Source organism: Mesorhizobium sp. 1M-11, assembly GCF_001303895.1.
Taxonomy (GTDB): Bacteria; Pseudomonadota; Alphaproteobacteria; order Rhizobiales; family Rhizobiaceae; genus Mesorhizobium.
Genome location: NZ_LJSD01000011.1, coordinates 783,518 through 809,293, shown reverse-complemented (window position 1 = coordinate 809,293; position 25,776 = coordinate 783,518). Strand labels below are relative to the sequence as shown.

The 25,776-nt window shown below is 63.2% G+C and carries 24 protein-coding genes; 21 read left to right on the top strand and 3 right to left on the bottom strand.

The window, feature by feature from the left end:
* The first annotated feature begins 176 nt into the window (after window positions 1-176).
* From AO692_RS07640 to AO692_RS07620, 5 genes are all read left to right on the top strand, one after another.
* Window positions 177-1,469: a sugar ABC transporter substrate-binding protein gene (locus AO692_RS07640; protein ID WP_054309403.1), complete on the top strand. Its 1,293-nt coding sequence runs from the start codon at window positions 177-179 to the stop codon at window positions 1,467-1,469.
* A gap of 135 nt (window positions 1,470-1,604) precedes the next feature.
* Window positions 1,605-2,495 (top strand): sugar ABC transporter permease, encoded by an 891-nt coding sequence (locus AO692_RS07635; protein ID WP_054309402.1) that lies wholly within the window; start codon window positions 1,605-1,607, stop codon window positions 2,493-2,495.
* On the top strand, window positions 2,492-3,361 hold the full coding sequence (locus tag AO692_RS07630) for a carbohydrate ABC transporter permease (RefSeq protein ID WP_054309401.1): 870 nt from the start codon (window positions 2,492-2,494) through the stop codon (window positions 3,359-3,361). The genes AO692_RS07635 and AO692_RS07630 overlap by 4 nt, the downstream gene beginning before the upstream one ends.
* A 192-nt stretch (window positions 3,362-3,553) precedes the next feature.
* A complete protein-coding gene (locus tag AO692_RS07625; protein WP_054309400.1) occupies window positions 3,554-5,293 on the top strand; it encodes an ABC transporter permease subunit in 1,740 nt (579 codons plus the stop codon).
* Between the two features lie 19 nt (window positions 5,294-5,312).
* Window positions 5,313-6,623 (top strand): nitrate/sulfonate/bicarbonate ABC transporter ATP-binding protein, encoded by a 1,311-nt coding sequence (locus tag AO692_RS07620; RefSeq protein ID WP_054309496.1) that lies wholly within the window; start codon window positions 5,313-5,315, stop codon window positions 6,621-6,623.
* Window positions 6,624-6,645: 22 nt separating this feature from the next.
* Here the strand turns inward: AO692_RS07620 and AO692_RS07615 are convergent, their stop codons facing one another.
* Both AO692_RS07615 and hemN read right to left on the bottom strand, forming a co-directional pair.
* A complete protein-coding gene (locus AO692_RS07615) occupies window positions 6,646-7,173 on the bottom strand; it encodes a DedA family protein (protein WP_054309399.1) in 528 nt (175 codons plus the stop codon).
* A gap of 67 nt (window positions 7,174-7,240) precedes the next feature.
* Window positions 7,241-8,587, bottom strand: coding sequence for an oxygen-independent coproporphyrinogen III oxidase (gene hemN / locus AO692_RS07610; protein WP_054309495.1), 1,347 nt, complete (start codon window positions 8,585-8,587; stop codon window positions 7,241-7,243).
* A 164-nt stretch (window positions 8,588-8,751) separates the two neighbouring features.
* Between hemN and AO692_RS07605 the strand changes: the two genes are divergently transcribed.
* Window positions 8,752-9,480 (top strand): Crp/Fnr family transcriptional regulator, encoded by a 729-nt coding sequence (locus AO692_RS07605; protein ID WP_054309398.1) that lies wholly within the window; start codon window positions 8,752-8,754, stop codon window positions 9,478-9,480.
* 20 nt (window positions 9,481-9,500) lie between these two features.
* Here the strand turns inward: AO692_RS07605 and AO692_RS07600 are convergent, their stop codons facing one another.
* Entirely contained in the window at window positions 9,501-9,944 is a 444-nt protein-coding gene (locus AO692_RS07600) for a hemerythrin domain-containing protein (protein WP_244483273.1), read from the bottom strand.
* A 214-nt stretch (window positions 9,945-10,158) separates the two neighbouring features.
* On the opposite strand from AO692_RS07600, the gene ccoN reads away from it, so the two are divergent.
* The 15 genes from ccoN (at window position 10,159) to AO692_RS07525 (ending at window position 25,710) form a co-directional block, all read left to right on the top strand.
* Complete coding sequence (gene ccoN, locus AO692_RS07595; RefSeq protein WP_054309493.1) at window positions 10,159-11,769, top strand: cytochrome-c oxidase, cbb3-type subunit I; 1,611 nt, start codon at window positions 10,159-10,161, stop codon at window positions 11,767-11,769.
* Between the two features lie 10 nt (window positions 11,770-11,779).
* Window positions 11,780-12,511 (top strand): cytochrome-c oxidase, cbb3-type subunit II, encoded by a 732-nt coding sequence (gene ccoO / locus AO692_RS07590; RefSeq protein ID WP_054309397.1) that lies wholly within the window; start codon window positions 11,780-11,782, stop codon window positions 12,509-12,511.
* A 12-nt stretch (window positions 12,512-12,523) separates the two neighbouring features.
* Window positions 12,524-12,682: a CcoQ/FixQ family Cbb3-type cytochrome c oxidase assembly chaperone gene (locus tag AO692_RS07585; RefSeq protein ID WP_054309396.1), complete on the top strand. Its 159-nt coding sequence runs from the start codon at window positions 12,524-12,526 to the stop codon at window positions 12,680-12,682.
* Complete coding sequence (ccoP, locus tag AO692_RS07580; protein ID WP_054309395.1) at window positions 12,679-13,542, top strand: cytochrome-c oxidase, cbb3-type subunit III; 864 nt, start codon at window positions 12,679-12,681, stop codon at window positions 13,540-13,542. Before AO692_RS07585 ends, ccoP begins: the two co-directional genes overlap by 4 nt.
* Before the next feature lie 145 nt (window positions 13,543-13,687).
* Window positions 13,688-15,247, top strand: a complete 1,560-nt coding sequence (ccoG, locus tag AO692_RS07575) for a cytochrome c oxidase accessory protein CcoG (protein ID WP_054309394.1) — start codon at window positions 13,688-13,690, stop codon at window positions 15,245-15,247.
* Entirely contained in the window at window positions 15,244-15,741 is a 498-nt protein-coding gene (locus tag AO692_RS07570; protein WP_054309393.1) for a FixH family protein, read from the top strand. Before ccoG ends, AO692_RS07570 begins: the two co-directional genes overlap by 4 nt.
* Window positions 15,738-18,002, top strand: a complete 2,265-nt coding sequence (locus tag AO692_RS07565; protein WP_054309392.1) for a cation-translocating P-type ATPase — start codon at window positions 15,738-15,740, stop codon at window positions 18,000-18,002. The genes AO692_RS07570 and AO692_RS07565 overlap by 4 nt, the downstream gene beginning before the upstream one ends.
* Window positions 17,999-18,154, top strand: a complete 156-nt coding sequence (gene ccoS / locus AO692_RS07560; RefSeq protein ID WP_054309391.1) for a cbb3-type cytochrome oxidase assembly protein CcoS — start codon at window positions 17,999-18,001, stop codon at window positions 18,152-18,154. The genes AO692_RS07565 and ccoS overlap by 4 nt, the downstream gene beginning before the upstream one ends.
* Before the next feature lie 194 nt (window positions 18,155-18,348).
* Window positions 18,349-19,392, top strand: a complete 1,044-nt coding sequence (locus AO692_RS07555) for a 2-oxoglutarate and iron-dependent oxygenase domain-containing protein (RefSeq protein WP_244483272.1) — start codon at window positions 18,349-18,351, stop codon at window positions 19,390-19,392.
* Window positions 19,393-19,430: 38 nt separating this feature from the next.
* The gene (locus AO692_RS07550; protein WP_054309390.1) at window positions 19,431-20,756 is read left to right on the top strand and encodes a PLP-dependent transferase; all 1,326 of its coding nucleotides are present in this window, start codon (window positions 19,431-19,433) and stop codon (window positions 20,754-20,756) included.
* A gap of 44 nt (window positions 20,757-20,800) precedes the next feature.
* On the top strand, window positions 20,801-21,115 hold the full coding sequence (locus tag AO692_RS07545) for a hypothetical protein (protein ID WP_054309389.1): 315 nt from the start codon (window positions 20,801-20,803) through the stop codon (window positions 21,113-21,115).
* Window positions 21,112-22,137: an isopenicillin N synthase family oxygenase gene (locus AO692_RS07540; RefSeq protein ID WP_054309388.1), complete on the top strand. Its 1,026-nt coding sequence runs from the start codon at window positions 21,112-21,114 to the stop codon at window positions 22,135-22,137. The genes AO692_RS07545 and AO692_RS07540 overlap by 4 nt, the downstream gene beginning before the upstream one ends.
* Window positions 22,138-22,384: 247 nt before the next feature.
* Entirely contained in the window at window positions 22,385-23,419 is a 1,035-nt protein-coding gene (locus tag AO692_RS07535; RefSeq protein ID WP_054309387.1) for an amino acid ABC transporter substrate-binding protein, read from the top strand.
* A 21-nt stretch (window positions 23,420-23,440) separates the two neighbouring features.
* Window positions 23,441-24,631, top strand: coding sequence for an ABC transporter permease subunit (locus AO692_RS07530; RefSeq protein WP_054309386.1), 1,191 nt, complete (start codon window positions 23,441-23,443; stop codon window positions 24,629-24,631).
* On the top strand, window positions 24,628-25,710 hold the full coding sequence (locus AO692_RS07525; protein WP_054309385.1) for an amino acid ABC transporter permease: 1,083 nt from the start codon (window positions 24,628-24,630) through the stop codon (window positions 25,708-25,710). The genes AO692_RS07530 and AO692_RS07525 overlap by 4 nt, the downstream gene beginning before the upstream one ends.
* The last annotated feature ends 66 nt before the right edge of the window (window positions 25,711-25,776 follow it).

Below are 25,776 nucleotides of genomic sequence, written 5' to 3'. Positions count from 1 at the left end.
GGGCGAGAGGTTTCTGAATAAAAATAGCTGATTTTATTACATAAATAACGATGATCCCAAATGGTCTCGCTGTCGAAAGGCTCTTTGTGAGCTTGCCAAAGCCAAGTTATCGCTTGCGTCACGGCGCATCATTGTCATAACGTCATGCCGCCTTGGCAGACAATGGGAGGGAGTGAATGTCGTTGGCCTGGACTTCGAAATTGGCATTGGCGGTGGGGCTGGCGCTTCTGCCCGGCTCGGCATGGGCCGAGGCCGTGAACATCTCCTATCTGACCCATTGGTCGCCCGAGACCGTCGCCTTGCTCGAGAATGCGGCGAAGGAATATTCCAAGACCCATCCCGACGTGACCATCACCGTGCGTGCCGTGCCGTTTGGCGATCTTTTGACCACGCTGCGTTCGCAGAGCGGCGGTTCGGACGGCGCTACCATTGGCGGCATCTACGATCTGTGGCTGCCGGAGCTGGCGCGCGACAAGCTGGTCGCGCCGGCACCGGAAGCCGTGGCCGCCGAGGTGAAAGGCGCCTGGCCGGCTGGCGTCGTCAGCGCCGCTTCGGTCGGCGGCGCGCTCTACGGCATTCCGAACGAGATCGACGTCTATGCGCTGAACTACAACAAGGACCTGTTCAAGCAGGCCGGCATAGAAGCAGCACCCAAGACCTGGGATGAATTTCGCGAGGCGGCGAAGAAGCTGACCAAGAAGGATGCCGGCCAGCAGGGTTTCGGCATGATCAATTCCTGGGCGGCAGGCGTGGTGCATCCTTTCGCCTCGCTGCTTGTCTCCAACGCGGGCGAACTGGTGACTGACGGCAAGCCGGTTCTGGACAGCAAGCAGGCGGGCGAGACCTTCGAATTCTACGAGGGCCTGATCAAGGACGGATCGAGCGATCCAGCCATGGCTACCGCCGACGCCAACACCACCGGCCCTTTCCTCGACAATTTCGTTTCCGGCAAGACCGGCATGATCATCATGGCCAACTGGTGGGAAAGTGCGCTGAAGACCGGCATGGGCGACAAATTCGCCAACATCGCCACCGCGCCGATTCCGGTCGGTCCGAGCGGCGACAAGCCGCATTCGATTTCCTATTCCTGGATGACGGTGGTCAATGCCAAGGCCGGCGAGGCCGAGCAGAAGGCGGCCTGGGATTTCCTGGCCTGGCTGAACGGTGCGAAATCGGGCCAGAACGGCGCCTCGGCCATGTCCGACATCCTGATGTCGATGGGCATTCTGCCGTCGCGCAGCTCTGACATCGAGGCGCACAAGGACAAGCTCGGCACGGAATTCCTCGCCGGCTATGTCAGCGTTCTTTCCGACGCCAAGCCGTTTCCAGTCGTTCCCGGCGGGCAGGAATTTTCGGAGTCGCTGCAGCAGACGCTGGAAGCGCTGCAATATGGTCAGATTTCCGCAAAGGAGGCACAGGCGAAGGCGCAGGCCGACGCAATTTCCATTCTGGAACGCGCCGCCAAGTAGTGACAGCCGTTCTAGAGCGTTTCCGTTTTTCACGGAAACGCTCTGACTTTTTGTTTTTACGCAATTCCGGACGCAAACCGCTACGCACTTTTGCTGGAATTGCTCTGACGCATGTTGGGTTTCGGAAGGCAATCGATGACCAATGGCTATCGCGCTTCGGCGGGCATCATGCTTGCACCCGCCGTGACGCTGATCGGTGTCTTCATCCTGCTGCCGATGCTGTTGACGGTCTGGCTGTCGTTCAACGACTGGTCGACACAGACACCGTTCGCGGAAGCCCGTTTCGTCGGACTGGCTAACTTTCAGGACATCTTCGGGTCGACATCGGTCGGCCGCGATTTCAAGGGCGCTTTGGTCAATACGGCGATCTACACCGCCCTGTCGGTCGCCATCATCCTGCCTCTGTCGGTCCTGTTCGGCCTGCTCGTCCACCAGCGCGATGTTGGTGGCGGCACGCTGCTCAGGACCGTTCTCTTTTCAACCTACATGGTGCCGATGATCGCGGTGGCGCTGGTCTGGTCGAAGCTCTATTCACCGAGCGAAGGCCCGTTCAACCAGATGCTCGGTCTTGTCGGCGTCAGCCCGCAGCCCTGGCTGTCGTCGCCGCGCTCGGCGCTGATCTCGATCGTGCTTTTGAACGTGTGGCAGCAGGTCGGCTATTTCACCGTGCTGGCCATTGCCGGCCTGACCCAGATCCCCGGCAGCCTCTACGAGGCGGCGACGCTCGACGGCGCCAACCGTACCGAGCAGTTCCGCTTCATCACGCTGCCGCTCTTGCGCCGCACGCTGCTGTTTAGCGCCGTCATCGCCATCATCAATGCCGTGCAGGTGTTCGAACCTGTGGCGCTGATCACGCAGGGCGGTCCTGTCGGCTCCACCAATGTGCTGACCTATCATATCCGCCGTGTCGGCATCGAGCGCGCCCAGGGCGGATTGGGTTCGGCGATGGCGGTGATGCTGATGCTCTCGCTCATCGTCGTGGTGTGTGCGCTGTTTGCATTCATGAACCGGAAGGATGACGAATGAGCGTGGCTGCCGGATCGTCGAGCACCTTGCCGCGTCGCCGCCCCAGCGGGCGCAAGGCGCTGCTTGCCACGCTGATGCTGCTGGTGGCGGTCGCTTCCGCATTCCCACTGCTGTGGATGGTGCTGTCCAGCCTGAAGACGACGGCCGAAAGCATGCAGGTGCCGCCGGTGTGGATCCCGCGCACCCCGACCTTTGATGCCTATGAGAAGGTGGCGGGCGTGGTCAATGTCGGCCGCTCGATGTGGAACTCGCTCGTCATTGCCACCATCACCACCGCCGGCATCCTGGTGACTTCCATGATGGCCGGCTATGCCTTCGCCAAATACAGCTTTCCCGGCCGCACGCTGCTGTTCTCGGCGCTGCTCGCTACCATGTTCCTGCCGCCGATCGTCACGCTCATCCCTCTCTATCGCATGGTGGGGTCGATCGGCCTCAATGCCAGCCTTGCCGGCATCATCGTGCCCAACCTTGCCAACGCGTTCGGCATCTTCCTGATGCGCCAGTTCATTGCCGGGGTGCCGGACGACCTGATCGACGCCGCACGCATGGACGGCGCCTCGGAACTGCTCATCCTGTTCAAGATCGTGGCGCCCACCGTCGCGCCGGCCATCGCGGCGCTCGCCCTATTCGCCTTCGTCTACCACTGGAACAGCTATCTGTGGCCGCTCACCGTGCTGCAGGGCAATGCCGACAGCTATCCGATCGTCATCAGCCTCAGCCGGCTGCTGAGCTACAATCGCGGCGCGATGAACACAGGGTTGGTCATGGCCGGCGCCACGCTTGCCGTGCTGCCGCCGCTGATCCTGTTTGTCTTCCTGCAGCGCTTCTTCGTCGACTCGATCGTGAGTTCGGCGGTCAAGGGCTAACGGCCAGCCAACCGTCTGCTTGCCCGGTTTTTTCGAGCATTCACGATCTTGTGTTCGCTTTTCGGCTTCGGCTGAAATCTTCGGTCACAATGCCGACACACGCCTGAAAATAGGAGTTGCGCGAAAGCTGCGTCGATGAGACGGAGCCTTCGTTCACAATCATCCATTTCCCCTTCCTGTCGGGGGTGCGTCATGCCGGTCCAGAAATACGTTCCGCTGGCCATCCGGCGCTCGGTGCTGCCGAGTGCATGGGATATCATGGCGCTTCTCCTGGTGGTTGGTGCCATCGTGCTGATTGCCTATGGCGCGGAAGTCACCACCGAGCCGCTGTCGTCGCTCGATGCGACCCCGCTTTCGCTCGATCCCGCCAACCTGCCCGTCTATGCGCTGCGCACCACGCTGCGCATGCTGCTGGCGATCGTTCTGTCCACGGTCTTCACCTTCGTCTACGCTGCTGCAGCCGCGAAAAGCCGGCGCGCCGAAATGGTGCTGGTGCCGATGCTGGACATTCTGCAATCGGTGCCGATCCTCGGCTTCCTCACCTTCACCGTCACCTTCTTCCTCAACCTGTTTCCCGGCTCTGTGCTGGGGGCCGAGCTGGCCTCGGTGTTTGCCATCTTTACCAGCCAGGCATGGAACATGACTTTTTCCATGTACCAGTCGATGCGCAATGTACCGGCTGATCTCGAGGAGGCGACCCGCAGCTTCCATCTGACCGGCTGGCAGCGCTTCTGGCGCCTCGATGTGCCCTTCGCCATGCCGGGCCTGGTCTGGAACGCCATGATGTCGATGTCGGGTGGCTGGTTCTTCGTGGTCGCCTCCGAGGCCATCACCGTCGGCAACACCACCGTGACCTTGCCGGGCGTCGGCTCCTATGTGGCGCTGGCCATCCAGCAGCAGAACATCGCCGCTATCGTCTATGCCGTCATCACCATGCTGGTGGTCATCATCCTCTACGACCAGCTGCTGTTTCGCCCGCTGGTGGCCTGGGCCGACAAGTTCCGTTTCGAGACCACGGCCTCAGTGGAGGCACCGCAGTCCTGGATGCTGGATCTGCTCCGCCGCGCCCGGCTGGTGCGTGTCCTCGTCACGCCGCTTGCCTGGCTGGCGCGTGCGGTATGGACCCTGCGCCTGCCCGCAATGCCGACCTTTGGAGTGGCCAAGGGCGGAAACGGCGCGGTGCGCTCGCGCCTGCTCGACGGGCTGTGGGTCGGGCTGATTGCGCTGGGTGCTGCCTATGGCGCCTATGTCAGCATTGCCTATCTCGAGACCAACGTCGGTTGGCCGGATGTCGCTACCGTGCTCACCGATGCCTTGATCACCCTGGCGCGCGTCATCGTGCTGATGGCGCTGGCGACGCTGCTGTGGGTGCCGGTCGGTGTCTGGATCGGCCTGCGTCCGAAGCTTGCCGAGAAGGTGCAGCCGCTGGTGCAGTTCCTGGCCGCCTTTCCGGCCAACATCGCCTTTCCGGTGTTCGTGGTACTGATCGTTCATTACGACCTCAACCCGAACATCTGGCTGAGCCCGCTGATGATCCTGGGCACGCAATGGTACATCCTGTTTAACGTCATCGCCGGCGCCTCGGCCTTTCCGAGCGACCTCAAGGAGGCGGCGCGCAGCTTCCACATTGCCGGCTGGCGCTGGTGGTTCAAGGTGATCCTGCCTGGCATTTTCCCGTATTACGTCACCGGCGCCATCACGGCATCGGGCGGTTCGTGGAACGCATCGATCGTCGCCGAGGTGGCAAGCTGGGGCAACGAGCAGCTCACCGCGCGCGGCCTGGGCGCCTACATCGCCAAGGCGACGTCCGCCGGCGATTTCCCGCGTGTCGTGCTGGGCATCGTCGTCATGTGCCTGTTCGTCACCTTGTTCAACCGTCTGGTCTGGCGCCCGCTCTATGCTTTCGGCGAGCGCCGGCTGCGCCTTGCCTGAGCCAACAGAGATGATTGCCATGCTGGATCAAGTCGCCAAGAAGCCGCTCATCGACATCCGTCAGGTCTCCCGCTCCTTTCCGAAGGGCAGCGGCAAGGATGTGACGGTGCTGGAGAATGTCGACCTGAGCATCCGCGAGGGCGAGCTGGTCGGCCTGCTCGGCCGCTCCGGCTCTGGCAAGTCGACGCTGTTGCGCATCATCGCCGGCCTCGTCGCGCCGTCGTCGGGCGTAGCCGAGTGCAGGGGTTCGGAAATCCAGGGCCCGCCTTCGGGCGTCGCCATGGTGTTCCAGTCCTTTGCACTGTTTCCATGGCTCACGGTCCTCCAGAACGTCGAACTTGGTCTGGAGGCCCAAGGCATCGATCGTGTCGAGCGCCGCTCTCGGGCACTTGCCGCCATCGATCTCATCGGCCTCGACGGTTTCGAGAATGCTTTTCCAAAAGAGCTTTCGGGCGGCATGCGCCAGCGTGTCGGCTTCGCGCGTGCACTGGTGGTGCATCCCGACCTGCTTTTGATGGACGAGCCGTTCTCGGCGCTCGATGTGCTTACCGCCGAGACGTTGCGCACCGACATGATCGATCTGTGGATGGAGGGCCGCCTGCCGATCAAATCGGTGCTGATCGTCACCCACAACATCGAGGAGGCAGTGCTGATGTGCGACCGCATCCTCGTCTTCTCTTCCAACCCCGGCCGCGTCGCGCGCGAGTTGAAGGTCGACCTGCCGCATCCGCGCAATCGCCTCGATCCGGTCTTCCGGCAACTGGTCGATTCGATCTACGCGATCATGACGCAGCGCGCCGAACCGCGGACCCCTTCCAAGGAAGGCATTCCCGGCGCCGGCATCGGCTTGGTGCTGACCCATGTCTCGACCAACGTGCTGGCGGGTCTGATCGAGGCGCTGGCCGCCGCGCCCTATGAGGGGCGCGCCGACCTGCCGGTGCTGGCGGGTGCCCTGCAGATGGAGGCCGACGAGATCTTCCATCTCGGTGAGACCCTGCAACTGTTGCGCCTGGCCCAGCTCAGCGAAGGCGACATCGAACTGACGGACGCCGGAAAGCGTTTTGCTCATATGGAAACGGACGAACGCAAGCGGCTGTTTGCCGAGCACATCTCGGCCTATGTGCCGCTGATCGGCCTGATCCGTCGGGTGTTGGACGAACGCCCCTCGCATGTCGCGCCGATGGCGCGCTTCCGCAACGAGCTGGAAGACTACATGACCGAAGACTATGCCGATGAAACGCTGAAGACGGTGATCTCCTGGGCACGCTACGCTGAGTTGTTCGCCTATGACGAGCACAGCGAACTGTTCAGCCTGGAGAACCCGCAATAGGCGGCGCGATCCGTCTTGCGACTCAAATCCAGTCTTGCAACCATTTGAGGCCGAAAGCCCCGGGCGCGAGTATGCTGGCGGCCCACAGCATGGCTGATGTCACATTGGCAAGCTGGAAGGCGACGGGTGACATCTCGCAGATGCCCGCAACCAGTGGCATGGAGGCGCGCAGCGGCCCGGAGAAGCGACCGACGAACACGCCGAGCGTGCCCCAGCGTTCGAAGAAACGATGGCCCCGCTCGAGCAGGCCCGGATTGCGCGACAACGGCCAGTAGCGCACCGCGTCATGCTTCAGTCTCTGGCCGATCCAGAACGAGAGCCAGTCGCCGAAGAAGGCACCGATTGCCGCTGCGGCCCACAGTGGCCAGAACGAAATCCCGCTCTCTCCGACCAGGAAGCCGATGCCGAGCAGGATGACCGTCGCCGGCACCAGCAGTGAGATGAAGGCCAGGGATTCGCCAAAGGCCAGCGCCATGACGACCAGGAAGCCCCAGCCCTGATTGGCCCGGACAAAGTCGACTGCGGTTTGGGTCAGTGCGTGAAAATCCATGTCCTGCCCATAGAGCGTTTCCGTCTTTCACGGAAACGCGGAAACGCTCTAAAAGCAGGATAGGTTGTCACACCGCCGCGGAGTGGCGTGCGGCACCAGTCGCAAGATAGCTGTCGAAATGCGCCGCGATCGAGCGCACGAAAGGCTTGGCCTGCTCGGCGACGCTGAAGTCGCCGCCATAGGCCGCGAATCCGCTCGCGGGATCGCCGGCAAGGATGTGTGCGTCGCGCAGGACGGGTTTCGCGTCCTCGCCGAACAGCGCCAGAAGGTCGGCGCGCGAGAAGGCATGGTCACACATCAGCCGTTCGATCACCCAGCCGCGAGCCCGGTCCTGTGGCGTGAGTGCTATGCCGCGTACCGTCGCCAATTCGCCCTTCTCGACCAGTTTCTGGTACTCGCCGGTCGCCGGCATGTTCTGGACATAGCCTTGCGGCAGCCGGCCGATCGAGGAAGCGCCCAGCCCGATCAGCGCGTCGGCACCGTCCACGGTATAGCCCTGGAAATTGCGCTTGAGCGATCCGTCCGCCAGAGCCCGCGCCATGCCGTCGCCCGGCCATGCGAAATGGTCCAGCCCGATAGCCACATAGCCGGCGCCCGCGATCAGATCCGCTGCCAGTTGCGATTGGGCGAGGCGCTCGGCGGCATCGGGCAGGGCGGTCTCATCGATCATCTTCTGGTGTTTCTTGAACCACGGCACATGCGCGTAGCCGAACAGGGCGATGCGGTCGGGGCGCAATGAGAGCACCTGTTCGATGGTGCGGGCGACGGTTGTGATCGTCTGGTACGGCAGGCCGTAAAGCACGTCGAGATTGACCGAAGAGACTTCCCGCGCCCTGACGCTTTCGACCACCCAGCGGGTCTGTTCGAAACTCTGCTCACGGTTGATCGCCTGCTGCACTCTTTCGTCGAAGTCCTGTACCCCAAGGCTGGCCCTGGTCATGCCTATCGCCGCCAGCGCGTCGAAACGCCCATCGTCCATGTCGTTGGGGTCGATCTCGACGCTGATTTCTGAATCGGGATCGAACTGGAACGCCGTGCGCAATGCCGTATCCACCAGGATCATGTCTTGCGGGCTGAGCAGTGTTGGCGATCCGCCGCCAAGATGCAGCGCGCTGACTTTGCACTGATCATCGAGCAGCGCACCAACCGTCCTGATTTCCCGTCGCAAGGCATCGACGTAGCGTCGGACCGGCCCGTAGGAGAGCGTGTGTTTCGTGTGGCAGGCGCAGAACCAGCACAGCCGGTCGCAATAGGGTACATGGGCGTAAAGAGACAGCGTGCTGCCGGCTGGCAGTGCCGTCAGCCAATCACGATAGGTTTGCGCCGTGACGCCCTGGTGGAAATGCGGTGCCGTCGGATAGCTGGTGTAGCGTGGCACCGGAGCCGAATACCGGTTGAGAAGAATGTCCTGCATGGCAGCCTTCGAAATCATCGATTTCTCTTGGCGGTGATCATGACCTGCGCGCCGGATCTGGTTCTTGATCCAGGTCAATTGGCGCCGGAGACAAACTGACGCGGGATTTCCTGGACGGGACGGGGTAAAAGGAAAGGGATAAGCAACGCGGGGGCGCGAGCGGCATGAACCTGCGACAGGATGTTCATACGGCGGGGATTCCGGTTCTCTGCCAGGCATGCGAGGCACGCCATCGCGGTGTCTGCGGCGCACTCGACTCCGATCAACTGGTGGCGCTCGCCAAGGCTTCTTCCAAGCAGACTATCGAGCCGGGCGCCGAACTTGTCGGCGACATGGAGACGGTGGATCACTATTCCAATGTGCTCGCCGGAGTGGTGAAACTCACCAAGACCTTGTCCGATGGCCGCCAGCAGATCGTCGGCCTGCAATTCGCTCCCGATTTCCTCGGTCGTCCGTTCAAGACAGAAAGCGCCGTCAATGCCGAGGCTGCGACCAATGTTTCGCTGTGCAGCTTTCCGAAGGCCGCCATCGAGCGGATGATGAAGCAGAGCCCCGAGTTGGAAAACCGCCTGCTGCGCCAGACGCTGAAGGAGCTCGACGAGGCGCGCGACTGGATGCTGACGCTTGGCCGCAAGACGGCTTCGGAGAAGGTCGCGAGTTTCCTGCTGCTGATCGCCAACCACATCGACCCGACATTGGACGAAGGCGAGGAGAAGGTGACGTTCGACCTGCCGCTGACGCGCGCCGACATCGCCGACTTCCTCGGGCTCACCATCGAGACGGTTTCGCGGCAGTTCACCAAGCTGCGCGCCGATGGCGTCATCAGCATCGAGAACAACCGCCATGTCACGGTGGCGCGGCGTGAAAGACTGGAGGCCCGCGCTGGACGCTGAGACGTGTCGATGTGCCGGTATCAGCCGAGGATAGCCGGCAGAACATGCTCCCGCTCGAAGGCGATGTGGCGCCGCAGGGTTTCGAAAAGTCCCCGCAGCATGAAGCCCATGGCTTCGGCATTCGCGATCGGTTCGCCATGGCCGACGGCCAGCAGGATCTCGGTCACTTCGTCGGCAAAGCTCTCATCCTCGACATGCTCGACACGCAGGCGCTGGATGGTCAGATCGGCATCCGGCGCAGCCGCTGCGTACGCCGGAAAGATCACATCGTCCTCGTAAGCATGCGCCTCGCGTAGCAGCGGCACCAGCAGGCTGGCTATGCGCAGACATTCGGCCCGGCATACGCTTTCGGGCAGAGCGTCGGCTACTGCCTCGAGCGCCACGCAGAGCGCGAGCTTGTTTTCATGGACATGCCGCATGACCAGCGCAGGGCGCCTGGCTTCCAGCGGTTTTCTTCCTTCCATGTGCGGCGCAGGTGGCTCGTGGGCCACCTTCGTTCTCAACTGTCGTTCACCCCGCACAGACCGTCCTCCGCACCCTTGTCCAGCCGTCAAGACTGACAAGAAGCGCTTCGCGCGGCTTTGACCTGGATCAAGGCGGGCACTCTCGCTTTGTCGGAAACGGAGGCAGGAAAGACCGCATGGGGATGCAGTCTCGATGGTACCGAGGGATCGCTCGATGAGATATGGAGCCGAAATTGCTTGGATGAGCCTGGCGACGTTCCTGGCGTTGCTCGGCGCGGGCTTCGCTGCCGACGCTCCGTTCCGCGCGCATATGTGGGTGCTGTTCGCCGTGCTGGCCATCGGCACCATCGTGCTCTTGCGCAATGTCAGTTTCGAGCCGGAACAGCCGGTGGATCAGTCCGCCTATATGGATGGCCCCATTCGCTACGGCGCCATCGCGACCGTGTTCTGGGCGGTGGTCGGGCTGTTGGTCGGCGTCGTCATCGCGCTGCAGCTGGCCTTTCCGGACCTCAACCTGGAGCCCTGGTTCAATTTCGGCCGCATGCGGCCACTGCATACTTCGGCGGTCATCTTCGCCTTCGGCGGCAACGCGCTGATCGCGACCTCCTTCTATGTCGTGCAGCGTACCTGCCGTGCGCGCCTCTTCGGTGGCAATCTCGCCTGGTACGTCTTCTGGGGCTATCAGCTCTTCATCGTCATGGCCGCCACCGGCTATCTGCTAGGGATCACCCAGAGCCGCGAATACGCAGAGCCGGAATGGTACATCGACCTGTTCCTCACCGTCGTCTGGGTCGCCTACCTGACAGTCTTCCTCGGCACGATCCTGAAGCGCAAGGAACCGCATATCTACGTCGCCAACTGGTTCTATCTGTCCTTCATCGTGACCATCGCGATGCTGCACGTGGTCAACAATCTGGCGGTGCCGGCCTCATTCGTCGGATCGAAAAGCTACTCGCTGTTCTCCGGCGTGCAGGATGCGCTGACGCAATGGTGGTACGGCCACAACGCCGTCGGTTTCTTCCTCACCGCCGGCTTCCTCGGCATGATGTATTATTTCATCCCCAAGCAGGTGAACCGGCCGGTCTATTCCTACCGGCTGTCGATCATCCACTTCTGGTCCCTGATCTTCATGTACATCTGGGCCGGGCCGCATCACCTGCACTACACCGCGCTGCCCGACTGGGCGCAGACCTTGGGCATGGTGTTCTCGATCATGCTGTGGATGCCGTCCTGGGGCGGCATGATCAACGGCCTGATGACGCTGTCCGGCGCCTGGGACAAGCTGCGCACCGACCCGATCGTCCGCATGATGGTGACGGCGGTGGCCTTCTACGGCATGGCCACTTTCGAGGGGCCGATGATGTCGATCAAGGCCGTCAACTCGCTGTCCCACTATACCGACTGGACCATCGGCCATGTGCATTCCGGCGCGCTCGGCTGGAACGGGCTGATCTCCTTCGGGGCGGTCTATTTCATGGTGCCGCGCCTGTGGAACCGCGAACGCCTCTATTCCGTGCGCATGGTCAACTGGCATTTCTGGCTGGCGACGCTCGGCATCGTCATCTACGCCGCGTCCATGTGGGTGTCGGGCATCATGCAGGGCCTGATGTGGCGCGAATACGATGAGCAAGGCTTCCTGGTCTATTCGTTCGCCGAGTCCGTCGCCGCCATGCACCCCTACTACGTGATGCGCGCCTTCGGCGGGGCACTCTACCTCTCCGGCGTGGTGATCATGGCCTGGAACATCTTCATGACCATCCGCGGTCACCAGCGCGAGGAGGTGCCGACCACCGGCACCGCACCCGCCCTGCAGCCGGCCGAATAGGAGTTCTCACATGGCTTTGATGGACAAACACGCGCTCATCGAGCGCAACGCGACGCTGCTGCTCGTCGGCTCGTTCCTGGTCGTCACCATCGGCGGCATCGTCGAGATCGCGCCCCTGTTCTATCTCGAGAACACCATCGAGAAGGTGGAAGGCATGCGGCCCTACTCGCCGCTGGAACTGGCGGGCCGCAATATCTACATCCGCGAGGGCTGCTATCTCTGCCACAGCCAGATGATCCGGCCTTTCCGTGATGAGGTCGAGCGCTACGGCCACTACAGCCTGGCGGCGGAGTCCATGTACGACCATCCCTTCCAATGGGGCTCGAAGCGTACCGGGCCGGACCTTGCTCGCGTCGGCGACCGCTATTCCAATGAATGGCATGTCCAGCATCTCACCGACCCGCGCTCGGTGGTGCCGGAATCGATCATGCCGCGCTACGCCTTCCTGAAGACCGTGCCGCTGTCGCCGAAGGGCTTCTCCACGCAGCTCGTCGCCAATATCGATGTCGGCGTCCCCTATACGCAGGAGATGATCGACAACGCAGAAGTCGATCTTGTCGCCCAGGCCAACCCCAATGCCGACACCTCGGCTCTCACCAAACGCTATCCGAAGGCCAAAACAGGTGACTTCGATGGCAACCCGCAGCAGGTGAGCGAGATGGATGCGCTGGTCGCCTATCTGCAGATGCTCGGCACGCTGGTCGATTTCTCGACCTATGATGAAGCCGCCGGCTACCGCTGACGGGGGCGCGAGATGGAAACCTACACCGCCATGCGCCACTTCGCCGACAGCTGGGGTCTGCTCGGCATGACCGTCTTCTTTGTCGGCGTGGTGCTCTTCACCCTTCGCCCCGGCAGCAAGACGCACGCCGACGCCGCAGCCAGGATCCCGTTCGAGGACGACAAGCCATGACCGAAAAACACATCGATGAGGTTTCCGGCGTTTCGACCACCGGCCACGAATGGGACGGCATCCGCGAACTCGACAACCCGATGCCGCGCTGGTGGTTGTGGACGTTCTACGCAACGGTGATCTGGGCGATCGGCTACACCGTCGCCTATCCCGCCTGGCCGCTTCTGACATCGGCAACCAGGGGCGTGCTCGACTATTCGAGCCGGGGCGAGGTCAAGCAGGAGCTGGCCGCGGCCAGCGCCGCCCAGGAAAAATACATCGCCGCGATCAAGGCGAAATCGGTGGATGAGATCGAGGCTGACGGCAGCCTGCGCGATTTCGCCACCGCCGCTGGGGCAGCGACCTTCCGCGTCAACTGCGTGCAGTGCCATGGTTCGGGCGCGCAAGGCTCGCCCGGTTTCCCCAACCTCAATGACGACGAATGGCTGTGGGGCGGTTCGGCCGATCAGATCCACAAGACGATCGTTCACGGCATCCGCTTCGTCGACGATCCGGACACTCGCACTTCGGAGATGCCGGCCTTCGCCGAAATGCTCAACCCCGGCCAGATCGGCGATGTCAGCGCCTATGTGGCGAGCCTGTCGGGGCCGGTCAGTGATCCGGCAAAGGTGGAGCCCGGCGCCAAGGTCTTCGCCGACAACTGCGCCGCCTGTCATGGCGCCAACGCCAAGGGCAATCGCGACCTCGGCGCTCCGGACCTGACCGACGCGATCTGGCTCTACGGCTCCGGCGAACGGGCTATCGCCCAGCAGGTGCGAGCGCCGAAAAACGGCGTGATGCCTGCCTGGGGCGCACGCCTGGGCGACGTCAAGGTCAAGGAACTGGCTGTCTATGTGCATTCGCTGGGGGGAGGGGAATAGGGTCCGCCTAAAATCTGTTCCCCTTGGGGCCCAGCGACGGGACCCGCCGAAAGGCGGGTCCCGACAGCACATCGACCACTTGATCTCGGTCAAGGCAAATCCGCCCTGGCAGGCGCATGCAGGGTGAGAAGCGTGGGAATGCGTGATGCTTGATGTTGGAGAGGTCGAACGGCTGGAAGCGGAGGCGGTCAATTCCGCCAGGGTCCGCCAACCTCTCTATGCGGCGCGCAAGAAGATCTTTCCCAAGCGTGCTTCCGGCCAGTTCCGCCGCTTCAAGTGGATCGTCATGGCGATCACGCTGGGCATCTACTATTTGACGCCATGGCTGCGCTGGGATCGCGGCCCCTATGCCCCCGACCAGGCCGTGCTGGTCGATCTCGCCAACCGCCGCTTCTATTTCTTCTTCATCGAGATCTGGCCGCAGGAGTTCTTCTTCGTCGCCGGCCTGCTGGTGATGGCGGGCATCGGCCTGTTCCTGATCACCTCGACGGTGGGCCGCGCCTGGTGCGGCTATACCTGCCCGCAGACGGTCTGGGTGGATCTCTTCCTGGTGGTCGAGCGGGCCATCGAGGGCGACCGCAATGCCCGCATCAAACTGGACGGCGCTCCCTGGTCGGTTAGCAAGATGGTCAAGCGCGCGGCTAAGCACACTGTCTGGCTGCTCATCGCAATCGCGACTGGTGGCGCCTGGATCTTCTATTTCGCCGATGCGCCGACGCTGCTCGGCGAAGTGCTGACCGGACAGGCGGCTGCCATTGCCTATATGACCATAGCCGTGCTGACCGCCACGACCTACGTCTTCGGCGGGCTGATGCGTGAGCAGGTCTGCACCTATATGTGCCCGTGGCCGCGCATCCAGGCCGCGATGCTCGACGAGAATTCGCTCACCGTCACCTACAATGACTGGCGCGGCGAACCGCGCTCGCGTCATGCCAAGAAAGCGGCGGTGGCCGGCGAGAGCGTCGGCGACTGTGTCGACTGCAATGCCTGTGTCGCAGTCTGCCCGATGGGCATCGATATCCGCGATGGCCAGCAGCTCGAATGCATCACCTGTGCGCTCTGCATCGACGCCTGCGACAGCGTCATGGACAAGATCGGCAAGGAGCGTGGCCTCATCGCCTATGCGACGCTGAATGACTACAATGCCAACATGGCGCTCGCTACAGGCAACGGCGCGCATGCCATCGAACCGGCGCTGGTCAGACAGCCGGGCGGTCGCCTTGCGGACAAGGTTGCCCAGTTCCACCTCGGCAAGATCTTCAGGCCGCGCACCTTCGTCTACACCGCTGTGTGGGCGCTGATCGGCCTTGCCATGCTCTATGCCTTGCTGACGCGCGAACGGCTGCAACTCAACGTCCTGCATGATCGCAACCCGCAATTCGTGGTGCTTGCGGATGGCGCCATCCGCAACGGCTATACCGTCAAGCTGCTCAACATGATCCCCGAACCGCGCACCATCCGGATCACGCTGGAAGGTTTGCAGGGGGGCGCCATGAATGCAGTCGGCATCGAGCCGATGGAAGGCGAAACGCTCGCCGTTGAGGTCGAGCCGGACCGGTTGAAGTCGCTCAAGATCTTTGTGCGGCAACCGCGAGACCTGATGCGGCCGGGAAGCACGCCCTTCCGTTTCGTCGCCAAGGACGTCGCGGGCACCGAGACCGCCAGCTACGACGCCAACTTCATCGCTCCGGAGGCATCGAGATGACCATGCGCCGTCGCTCCACCGGCGAGTTCACTGGCCGGCATATGCTGGTGATCACACTCACCTTCTTCGGCGTCATCATCGCCGTCAACATGACGATGGCCACGCTGGCGCGGTCGAGCTGGACCGGGCTTGTCGTCCAGAACAGCTATGTCGCCAGCCAGCAGTTCAACAGGAAGGCGGAGGAGGGACGCGCACAGGCGGCGCTGCATTGGCAAGGCACGCTGACGGTTGCCGATGGTGTGATCCGTTACGCACTAGTCGATGCCGCCGGCAAACCGGTTCTGCCTGCCAGCGTGAAGGTGGCGTTCCGCCATCCCGCTTACGATGCCGAGGATCGCACGATCGACCTTGTGCCGGAACCGGGCGGAGCCTTCAGCGTGCGGCTAGCCGTGCGTGATGGCGCTTGGATCGTTGAGGTCGATGCCGACGTCGGCCGCGCCTTGCCTTATCGGCAGGTGCAGCGTGTGTTCGTTCGCAACGGGGCAGTTCAATGAGCTGTTGCGCACCAGGCGTCGAATCTTCGCTTGAGTTGGACCGCTCGGGCGCTCCATCAGTCGATGAGGTCAGGCTGGCAAGCCGTTCGCTTGGTGGCGGCCTTGCGCAGGTCGACTTCGCCGTCCCCGGCGTCCACTGCGGCGCCTGCATCCGTACCGTCGAGACCGCCCTGCAGAAACTGCCGGGCGTGGTCGGGGCGCGCGTGAACCTCTCGACCAAGCGGGTTTCGGTGCGGCTGCGCGAAGGGGAGTTTCCACCGCTGGTCGCGACGCTCTACGGACTCGGCTACGAGGCGCATCTGTTCGACCGCGAAAACGACAACGGCAAGGATCCTGTACTGGCCGAATTGATCCGGGCCGTTGCGATAGCCGGCTTCGCCGCCACCAACATCATGCTGTTGTCGGTCTCGGTCTGGTCCGGCGCGACGGATGCGACGCGCGACCTGTTCCACTGGGTCTCGGCGCTGATCGCCATCCCCGCGCTCGCCTTCGCCGGCCGCATCTACTTTCGCTCGGCTTGGAGCGCGCTGAGCCACGGCCGCATGAACATGGATGTGCCGATCGCTATCGGCATCACGCTCGCCTACGGTCTCAGCCTCTATGAGACGATCAACCATGGTCCGCATGCTTATTTCGACGCGTCGGTCTCGTTGCTGTTTTTCCTGTTGATCGGCCGCACGCTCGACCACGTCATGCGCGAAAAGGCGCGCACCGCCGTGAGCGGCCTGAGGCGCCTGGCAGCCCGCGGCGCCACCGTTGTTGCCGGCGACGGTACGCCGAGTTACGTGCCGGTCGAGGAGATCGCCAGGGGCGACGTGATCCTCGTCGCCGCCGGGGAGCGCGTACCGGTCGACGCGTTGGTCATGAAGGGGGCTTCCGAAGTCGATCGTTCGCTGGTCAGTGGCGAAAGCGAGCCGGAAACGGTCGACAAGGGCGCGATGCTGCAGGCCGGTACCTTGAACCTCACCGGCGCGCTGACGGTAGAAGCAACTGCCGCGGCAAAAGATTCCTTCCTCGCCGAAATGGTACGCCTGATGGAAGCCGCGGAAGGCGGGCGGGCGCGCTACCGTCGTATCGCCGACAAGGCATCAGCGCTTTATGCGCCGGTCGTGCACCTCACGGCGCTGCTCACCTTCTTCGGCTGGCTGCTCGTTTCGGGCGACTGGCATCGGGCGATGATCATCGCCATTGCCGTTCTCATCATCACCTGTCCCTGCGCGCTTGGCCTGGCCGTGCCGATCGTGCAGGTGGTGGCCGCCCGTCGCCTGTTCGAACAGGGCATCATGGTCAAGGACGGCTCCGCCATGGAGCGGCTCGCCGGCATTGACACGGTCCTCTTTGACAAGACCGGCACCTTGACGCTCGGCGCGCTCAGGCTGGCGAACGTCGAACGGATAAGTCCCGCCGATATGGTGATTGCCGCACAACTGGCCGCGCATTCCAGGCATCCCGTCGCGCGTGCCATCACGGAAACCAATCCCGGCGCGTCGATGCAGCCTCACCTTCTGGATGCGGTCAGCGAAGTGCCGGGTTTCGGACTGGAGGCGTCAATGAATGGTTCTGTCTGGCGGCTGGGCCGCGCGCAATGGGCACTGAAGGATGGCGCCGGGGCGGTGGGTACGGTCCTGTCGCGCGACGGCGTTCTGCGCGCCAGCTTTGTCTGCGAGGATCGATTGCGTGCGGGTGCTGCCGAGACAGTGACCGACCTGGCGGGGCAGGGGCTGGTGGTGGAGATGCTGACCGGCGATCACAGCGCCAACGCAAAGGTAATCGCCGCACAGGCCGGCATCGATGCCTATCGTTCCGGGATGCTGCCGGGTGAAAAGGTGGCGCGCATCGCGGCGTTTGCCGACAAGGGTCGCAAGGTTCTGATGATTGGCGATGGATTGAACGATGCACCTGCCCTGGCTGCCGCCCATGTCTCGATGGCACCGGCGACTGCCGCCGACATCGGCCGCAATGCTGCCGACTTCGTCTTCCTGCGTGAAAACCTCACGGTGATCCCCTTCGCACTGGACATTTCCCGCAAGGCAGGCCGGCTGATCCGGCAGAACCTTGCCTTCGCCATCGCCTATAATTTCGTCGCAGTCCCGATCGCCATCTTCGGCTATGTCACCCCGCTGATTGCAGCGATTGCCATGTCGCTGTCGTCGATCATCGTCATCGCCAACGCCATGCGGCTTGCCGGCGGCCGTTCGGTTGCGGAGGAGGAGCCACGTGTTGCCGTTCCGGCCAGGCTGATCGAAAGGCCGGTGCAATGAGCAATCTCATCGTCCTCATCCCGGTGGCGCTTTTTCTCGGTGCGGCCGGCCTCGTTGCCTTCCTGTGGGCGTTGCGCAGTGGCCAGTACGAGGATCTTGACGGCAGTGCGGAGCGCATCCTCATCGATGATGAGCGCGCCGATCAGACGTGATGCCGTTGGCGTTTCGGGCGTCATGCGGGTTCGGCCTCTTTAGTCTACGAATTTTGTAGGGTTAGCAAAAAATCGCGCCGATCGCGGGGCACGGCACGCGGGATTTTTCGCGTTCCGGTGTCAAAGGGATGGTCGTTCCTTTGATTTTGCCCATGCCGTTGCCACGCTTAGGGACCTGCCAAGAGGGCCTGAAAGTGAGCAAGACGACCGCCATCCAATCCATTCCGGTTCTGGATTTCTCCCTGTTTGAAACCGATCCGACCGCGTTCCTCAGCCAGTTGAAGCGCGCTTCCCGCGATGTCGGCTTCTTCTACCTCTCCGGCCACGGCATCCCGCAAAGCCTGATCGATGACGTGCTGGCGTCCTCGCGCCGCTTCTTCGCGCTGCCGGAAGCCGACAAGCTCGAGATCGAAATGGTCAACTCGCCGCATTTCCGCGGCTACAACCGCGTCGGCCAGGAGCTCACCCAGGGCCATCGCGACTGGCGCGAACAGATAGACATCGGCTCCGAAGCGCCGGCTCTGGCGTTCGGCAAGGACCAGCCGGCATGGACCCGGTTGCAAGGCCCGAACCTGTGGCCGGGTGCGCTGCCGGAATTGAAGCCGATCCTGCTCGAATGGCAGTCCGAGCTGACCAGGCTGGCGACGCGCCTGCTCAAGGCTTTCGCTGTGGCGCTGGAGCAGGACCGCGACGTGTTCGAGGCCATCTATGCCGGCCAGCCCAATCACCTGATCAAGATCATCCGTTATCCCGGCCGCGATGCCACTGGAAGCGAACAGGGTGTCGGCGCGCACAAGGACAGCGGGTTCCTCACCTTGCTGCTCCAGGAAAAGCAGAAAGGCCTGGAAGTTGAAACGGAGGATGGCCGCTGGATCGAAGCCGAGCCGCGCCAGGGCACCTTCGTCGTCAACATCGGCGAGCTGCTGGAACTGGTCACCGACGGCTATTTGAAGGCGACCGTGCATCGCGTCGTCACGCCGCCCGCCGGCACGGATAGGCTGTCGGTCGCCTTCTTCCTCGGTGCGCCGTTCGACGCCGAAGTGCCGCTGCTCGATCTGCCTTCTCACCTCAAGGCGCAGGCCGGCGGCATCACGCGCGATCCGCACAACCCGCTGTTTCGCAACTCGGGCCAGAACACGCTGAAAAGCCGGCTGCGCTCGCATCCTGATGTTGCTGCGCGCCATCACGCCGATCTTCTCGCTGCCCAGGCACGCACTGAGGCCGTGCCCGCCGCCTGAACCGCCAACCTCACGGACCGAAACAAGGAGCAGACGACATGACGCTGGAAAATCTCTCTGCCGAAACGCTCGCACTGCATGGCGGCAGCTGGCGCGCCGATCCCGCGACGGGTGCCGTGGCGGTGCCGATCTACCAGACCACGTCCTACCAGTTCCAGGACACCGATCATGCCGACCGGTTGTTCTCGCTCGATGAGGTTGGCCACATCTACACCCGCGTCTCCAACCCGACGCAGGATGCCTTCGAGCAGCGCATCGCCGCCCTGGAAGGCGGTGCCGCGGCGCTGCTTCTATCGTCGGGGCAGGCCGCGTCTGCCTATTCGGTGCTGAACCTTGCCGGCGCAGGCGACAACATCGTTTCTTCCACTGGCCTCTACGGTGGTACCTGGGCGCTGTTTGCGGCCACGCTCAGGCATTTCGGCGTCGAGGTGCGTTTTGTCGATGCGTCGGATCCGGAGAATTTCCGCCGCGCCACCGATGAGCGCACCCGCGCCTATTACGCGGAATCGCTGCCCAATCCGAAGCTGCAGGTCTTCCCGATCAAGGAGGTTGCGGACATCGGCCGCTCGCTCGGCGTGCCGCTGATCGTCGACAACACGGCTGCTCCCCTGATCATCCGGCCGTTCGAACACGGCGCGGCGGTCGTCGTCTATTCGGCCACCAAATATATTGGCGGCCATGGCACTTCGATCGGCGGTATCGTCATCGACGGTGGCAATTTTCCTTGGGAAGAGCATGCGGGGCGCTTCTCGACGCTGACCCAGCCGGACGCGAGCTATCACGGCAAGATCTGGGTGGAAGCGGCCAAGCCGCTCGGCCCGGTTGCCTATGTGCTGCGCATCCGCACCGTGCTGTTGCGCGATGTCGGTGCCGCGATCAGCCCGTTCAACGCCTTCCAGCTGCTGCAGGGGCTGGAGACCTTGCCGCTGCGCATCCGCCAGCACAATGAGAACGCGCTCAAGGTCGCCGAATATCTGAAGGGCCACCCCAAGGTGGGCTCGGTCATCTTCCCTCGCTACCAGGAGGGCGAGGACAAGCGCCGCGCCGATGCCTATTTCCGGGCTGGCAGCTATGGTGCGCTGGTAGGTTTCGAGCTGAAGGACGGGCGCGAGGCCGGCCGCAGTTTCATCAATGGGTTGAAGCTCTTCTACCATGTCGCCAACATCGGCGATGCCCGTTCACTAGCCATCCATCCTTCCACGACCACGCATTCGCAGCTCTCGGCCGAGGATCAACTCTCCTCCGGCGTGACACCGGGCTACGTGCGGCTGTCGGTCGGCATCGAACATCCCGACGACATCATCCGCGATCTCGAGCAGGCACTCGACGGCGCCGTCGGTGAACAGGAACTGAAAGCCGCCTAAAGCATGTGACTGGGGTACGCGAAATGAGCGTTCAGTCGAGAAGAATGGCCAAGACAGTCTTGCCGTGGCTTGAACTCGCCAGCGTTCTCCTGGTTGCGCTCAGCGTCCTGTGGTGGGCCGTCGTTTATGCGCAGGTGATGGCAAACACGGGCTTTTCCGCTGCGGGCACGCTGCCGTGTCTCCTCTACACGTCGGACCGTTGCTCGCTGGCGATGGCGCTGTGCAAGGATTGGCATTTTCTCGGCATCAAACGGTATTCGGCCGACCTGCTGTGGCTTGGGGTGGCCGCTGCGGCGATCGCAATCTTGGCGGGTGGGTTTTTCGGCAACACGGACAGACCGGAGGAATCCCGAACATGACCAGAATCGTACCTGTGCTCGATCTCAGCCGCCTGGAGCAGGGCGCGTCGGAACGGCGCACCTTCCTGGCGGATCTCAGGTCGGCGGCCCGCGATGTCGGGTTCTTCTATCTGGCCGGCCACGGAATCGCGGTCAGCGAGATCGAAGGGGTGCTCGCTTCGGCGAAGCGTTTCTTCGAACTGCCGGAGGACGAAAAGCTCAAGATCGCCATGGTCAACTCGCCGCAGTTTCGCGGTTACACGCGCACCGGCGGTGAACTGACGCGCGGCAAGGCGGACTGGCGCGAACAGCTCGACATCGGGGTCGAGCGCGAGGCAATCGCGCAGAAGCCGGGCACCGCCGCATGGACGCGCCTGCAGGGGCCGAACCAATGGCCACGGCTCTATCCGGATCTGAAGCCGGCGCTGCTGGCCTGGCAGGCGCAGGTGACCGACGTGGCGATCCGCCTGCTCAAGGCTTTCGCGCTGTCGCTCGAGCAGCCGGAGGATGCCTTCGACGCCATCTATGCCGGTGAACCCAACCACCGCATGAAGATCGTGCGCTATCCCGGCCGCGATCTCACGGGCAGCGAGCAAGGCGTCGGCGCGCACAAGGATGGCGGCTTCCTGACCTTGTTGCTGCAGGACCACAATGAAGGCCTGCAGGTCGAATATGACGAGCGCTGGGTGCCGGTCGATCCGATCGCCGGCACGCTGGTCGTCAACATCGGCGAACTGCTGGAACTGGCTTCAAACGGCTATCTGCGCGCCACGGTGCATCGTGTCGTCACGCCACCCACCGGTGTCGAACGGCTGTCGGTGCCGTTCTTCTTCAGTGCGCGGCTGGATGCTTCCATTCCGCTGCTCGACCTGCCCCCCAATCTGGCGGAGGAAGCGCGAGGACCGGCCAGCGATCCCGAGAATCCGCTGTTCCGCAATGTCGGCACCAATGTGTTGAAGAGCCGCCTGCGTTCGCATCCAGACGTCGCCAAGCGACATTATGCCGACCTGCTCGAAAGCGGCTTCGCTTCGGTAGCCGCCTGACCCGCATCCTACATCTTCTCACCTCGGCCGGGTTCTGCCCGGCCGCTCTTTTTTCGCAAAGGGGAGGCGCGCCGCTTCCACCTCCAAAGCCGCCGTTTTTCGGCAAAGCGCTTCCCGGAACGCCGCAATTTTGGATTGTCGTTCCTTAGTCTACAAATTTTATGGAGTTACCGTTTGTCCGGGTCGGCGAAAGGGGGCTGAGCGCGATCGTTTCGGGTCGGCCTGTTACAGATCAGGAGTTATCGAGATGACATTTTTATCGCAACCCGGCGGCCTGTGGCGCCGTGCGGTGGCGGCGTCGCTGGTCGTGGCTGCGACCGCGTTTTCAAGCGTGGCCGATGCCGGCCCAACGCTGGATAAGATCAAGCAGCGCGGCGCAATCAAGGTCGGCGTCGGCACCACCCCAGGCTTCTTCGCGCCGGGCGACGACGGCCAGTGGAAGGGCTTCTTCGTCGACTATGGCAAGGCGCTTTCCATCACCGTGTTCGGCACGCCGGACAAGGTCGAGTTCACCAACTCCTCGCCGCAGCAGCGCCTGCCGGCACTTCAGGCCGGCGAGTTCGACATTCTGCTGTCGGGTGTGACGGTGACCATCGCCCGTGCCCTGCAACTGGGTTTCCACTTCGGCCCGACCGTATTTTATGACGGGCAGGGCATCCTGGTCCGCAAGGACCTCGGCGTGACCAAGGCAGCGGAACTCGATGGCGCCACCATTGGTGTGCAGAGCGGCACCACCGGCGAGCTGAACATCGCCGACTTCTTCCGCAAGACCGGCAAGAAGTTCACGCCGGTGACCATCGAGGAGACCGGCGAATTCATCAACGCGCTGGAATCCGGCCGCGTCGATGCGATCACGCAGGACAGCTCCGATCTCGTCGGCAAGCGCACCCAGCTCAAGAAGCCGGATGACTACGTCATCCTGCCGGAGCGCCTGTCCAAGGAGCCGCTGGCTCCGGCCATCGCCGGTGGCGACGACCGCTGGCAGGAACTGGTCAACTGGACAGTCAACGTCACCATCCAGGCCGAGGAATGGGGCATCACCTCGAAGAATGTCGACGAGTTCCTGAAGTCGGAGGATCCGGCGATCCAGCGCTTCCTCGGCGTCGATCCCTCGCTGGCGCAGGCCACCAATCTCGACCCGAAATGGGCCTACAACATCATCAAGACGGTGGGCAATTACGGCGAGATCTTCGACCGCAACCTGAAGCCGCTCGGCTGGGAACGCGGCTACAACAATCTGTGGTCGAACGGCGGCTTGCTCTATTCGCCGCCTTTCCGGTGAGCTGACCGAGCTTCCCGAACCATGGCGACGACCGAAATCGTGCTGGGCCGCGATCGGCCCGGCCTGCTGAGCCGGCTGGCCGGCTGGTGGGGGCCGCGGCCCTTCATCCAGCTTGCCGTCTTCGTCGCGGTCGTCGCTTTGTTCTGGCTGCTGGGCGCCAATGTCGCCGACACCATGAGGCGCATCGGCGTCACGCCGGGCTTCGGCTTTCTCGAACGGTCGGCCAATTTCGAGATCGGCGAAAGCGTCATCGCCTTCAAGGCGGGCGATCTCTACGTCTGGGCAATCCTTGCCGGTCTCATCAACACCGTCAAAGTGGCTGTGTTCGGCTGCGTTCTGGCGACCATTCTGGGCGTGGCACTGGGTGTAGCGGGCCTGTCCGGCAATCTGCTGCTGGCGACGCTCGTGCGCTGGTATGTCGAGCTGATCCGCAACACGCCTCTGCTGCTGCAACTGTTCTTCTGGATCGCGCTCGCCAAATCCTTTCCGCCGCCAAGGCAGGCGTTGTCGGCCTTCGATGCGTTGTTCCTGTCCAATCGCGGCGTCTTCGTGCCGGGCATCATCGTAGACGGGTTTTCAAGCCGGACCGTTCTGCTGCTGGTCGCCATCGCCTTGTCCTACGGCCTCTATCTCTACACCGCGTATCGTCGCCGTCGCCTGAGGTCCGGCAACGGTTTGGCCGCGACGTTCGTTCTGCTGGCGGCCGCCGGCGCGGCATTCCCGGCGACGGGTGCGACGCTGTCTCTCGACATGCCTGTGCTTGGTGGTTTCAACATCCGAGGTGGCTACAGCCTGACGCCGGAGTTCGCCGCGCTGCTTGCAGGCCTCACCGTCAAATTCTCGGCAGCGATCGCCGAAATCGTGCGCGCCGGCATCCAGTCGGTCTCGCGCGGCCAGTGGGAGGCGGCGAGGGCGCTCGGCCTGCATCCGGGTCAGATCATGCGTCTCGTCGTGCTGCCGCAGGCGCTGCGCGTGATCACGCCGCTGATCACGTCGAGCTATCTCGACCTCACCAAGGATTCCAGCCTGGCGGTCGCCATCGGTTATCCGGACCTCGTTTCCATCATCAACACCACCGCCAACACCACCGGCCAGTCCTTCGAGGCGCTGGCCATCCTGATCGGCATCTATCTTGTCCTGAACCTGTCGGTGTCGGCGCTGATGAATGTCTATAACCGCAGGGTCGCCCTGCGCGGAGACGTTTCGCGATGAGCCTCGTCAATATCGCTTCCCTGCCGCTGATGCGCCGCTCCTTCGACTGGAAGCCGCTTTGGAATGGCCTGTTCGGCACCAGGCTGAACACGGCGCTGACCGTGCTCACCCTTGCCTTCCTCGCCTGGCTGCTGCCGCCGCTAGCGCACTGGCTGGTGCTCGACGCCACCTGGACCGGCACGGCGCAGGATTGCGCAGCGGCATCAGGCGCCTGCTGGGCCTTCGTGACGGCCAAGCTGCGCTTCATCCTGTTCGCCTTCTACCCGCAGGACCTGCAATGGCGGCCGACCGCGGCGCTCCTGCTTTTGCTCGGCCTGCTCGGCGTCACCGCCCTGCCACGCTTCTGGCGGCGCGAGCTGTTGATCGCCTGGCTGCTGGTCGTCGGTCTCTGCTGGGTGCTGCTCACCGGCACGCTGACCGGATCGCCGGTGCCGTCCAACCAGTGGGGCGGGTTGCCGGTGACCCTGCTGGTCTGGTCGGTCTGTTTCGGGCTCTCCGTTCCGCTGGCGGTCCTTCTGGCGCTGGCGCGGCGTTCGAAGATGGGCGGCCTACGGACGCTGGCGGTGCTGTTCATCGAACTGATGCGCGGCACGCCGATGGTGGCCATCCTCTATGTGGCGATGCTGATCCTGCCGATGGCCATTCCTGGTGGCCAGTTCGTCGACAAGACGGTCAGGGCCATCATCATGATCACCTTGTTCTGGTCGGCCTATGTCGCTGAAGTGGTGCGGGGAGGGTTGCAGACCATTCCGCACGGCCAGGAAGAGGCGGCCAAGGCGCTTGGCTTCGGCTATTGGCGCACCATGCAATTGATCGTGCTGCCGCAGGCGCTGCGTCAGGTCATCCCCGGCATGGTCAATCTCGCTATCGGTTTCCTGCTCGCCACTTCGCTGCTTGCCGTCATCGGCATCTTCGACCTGCTCAACGCGGCAAGGGCCTCAACCACTGACCCGAAGTGGCTTGGCTTCTACGACGAGGCCTATCTGGTCGCGGGCGTCATCTATTTCCTGTTCTGCTTCGGCGGCTCGCGCTACAGCCGCTGGCTTGAGGCACGGCTGAGGGCAGGCCAGCGATCGTAGCGCGTGCCAGTTCTCGCGCGACACGAAGGCTGAGGACGCACTCCGTCCAACCCCCCCTCATCCGAC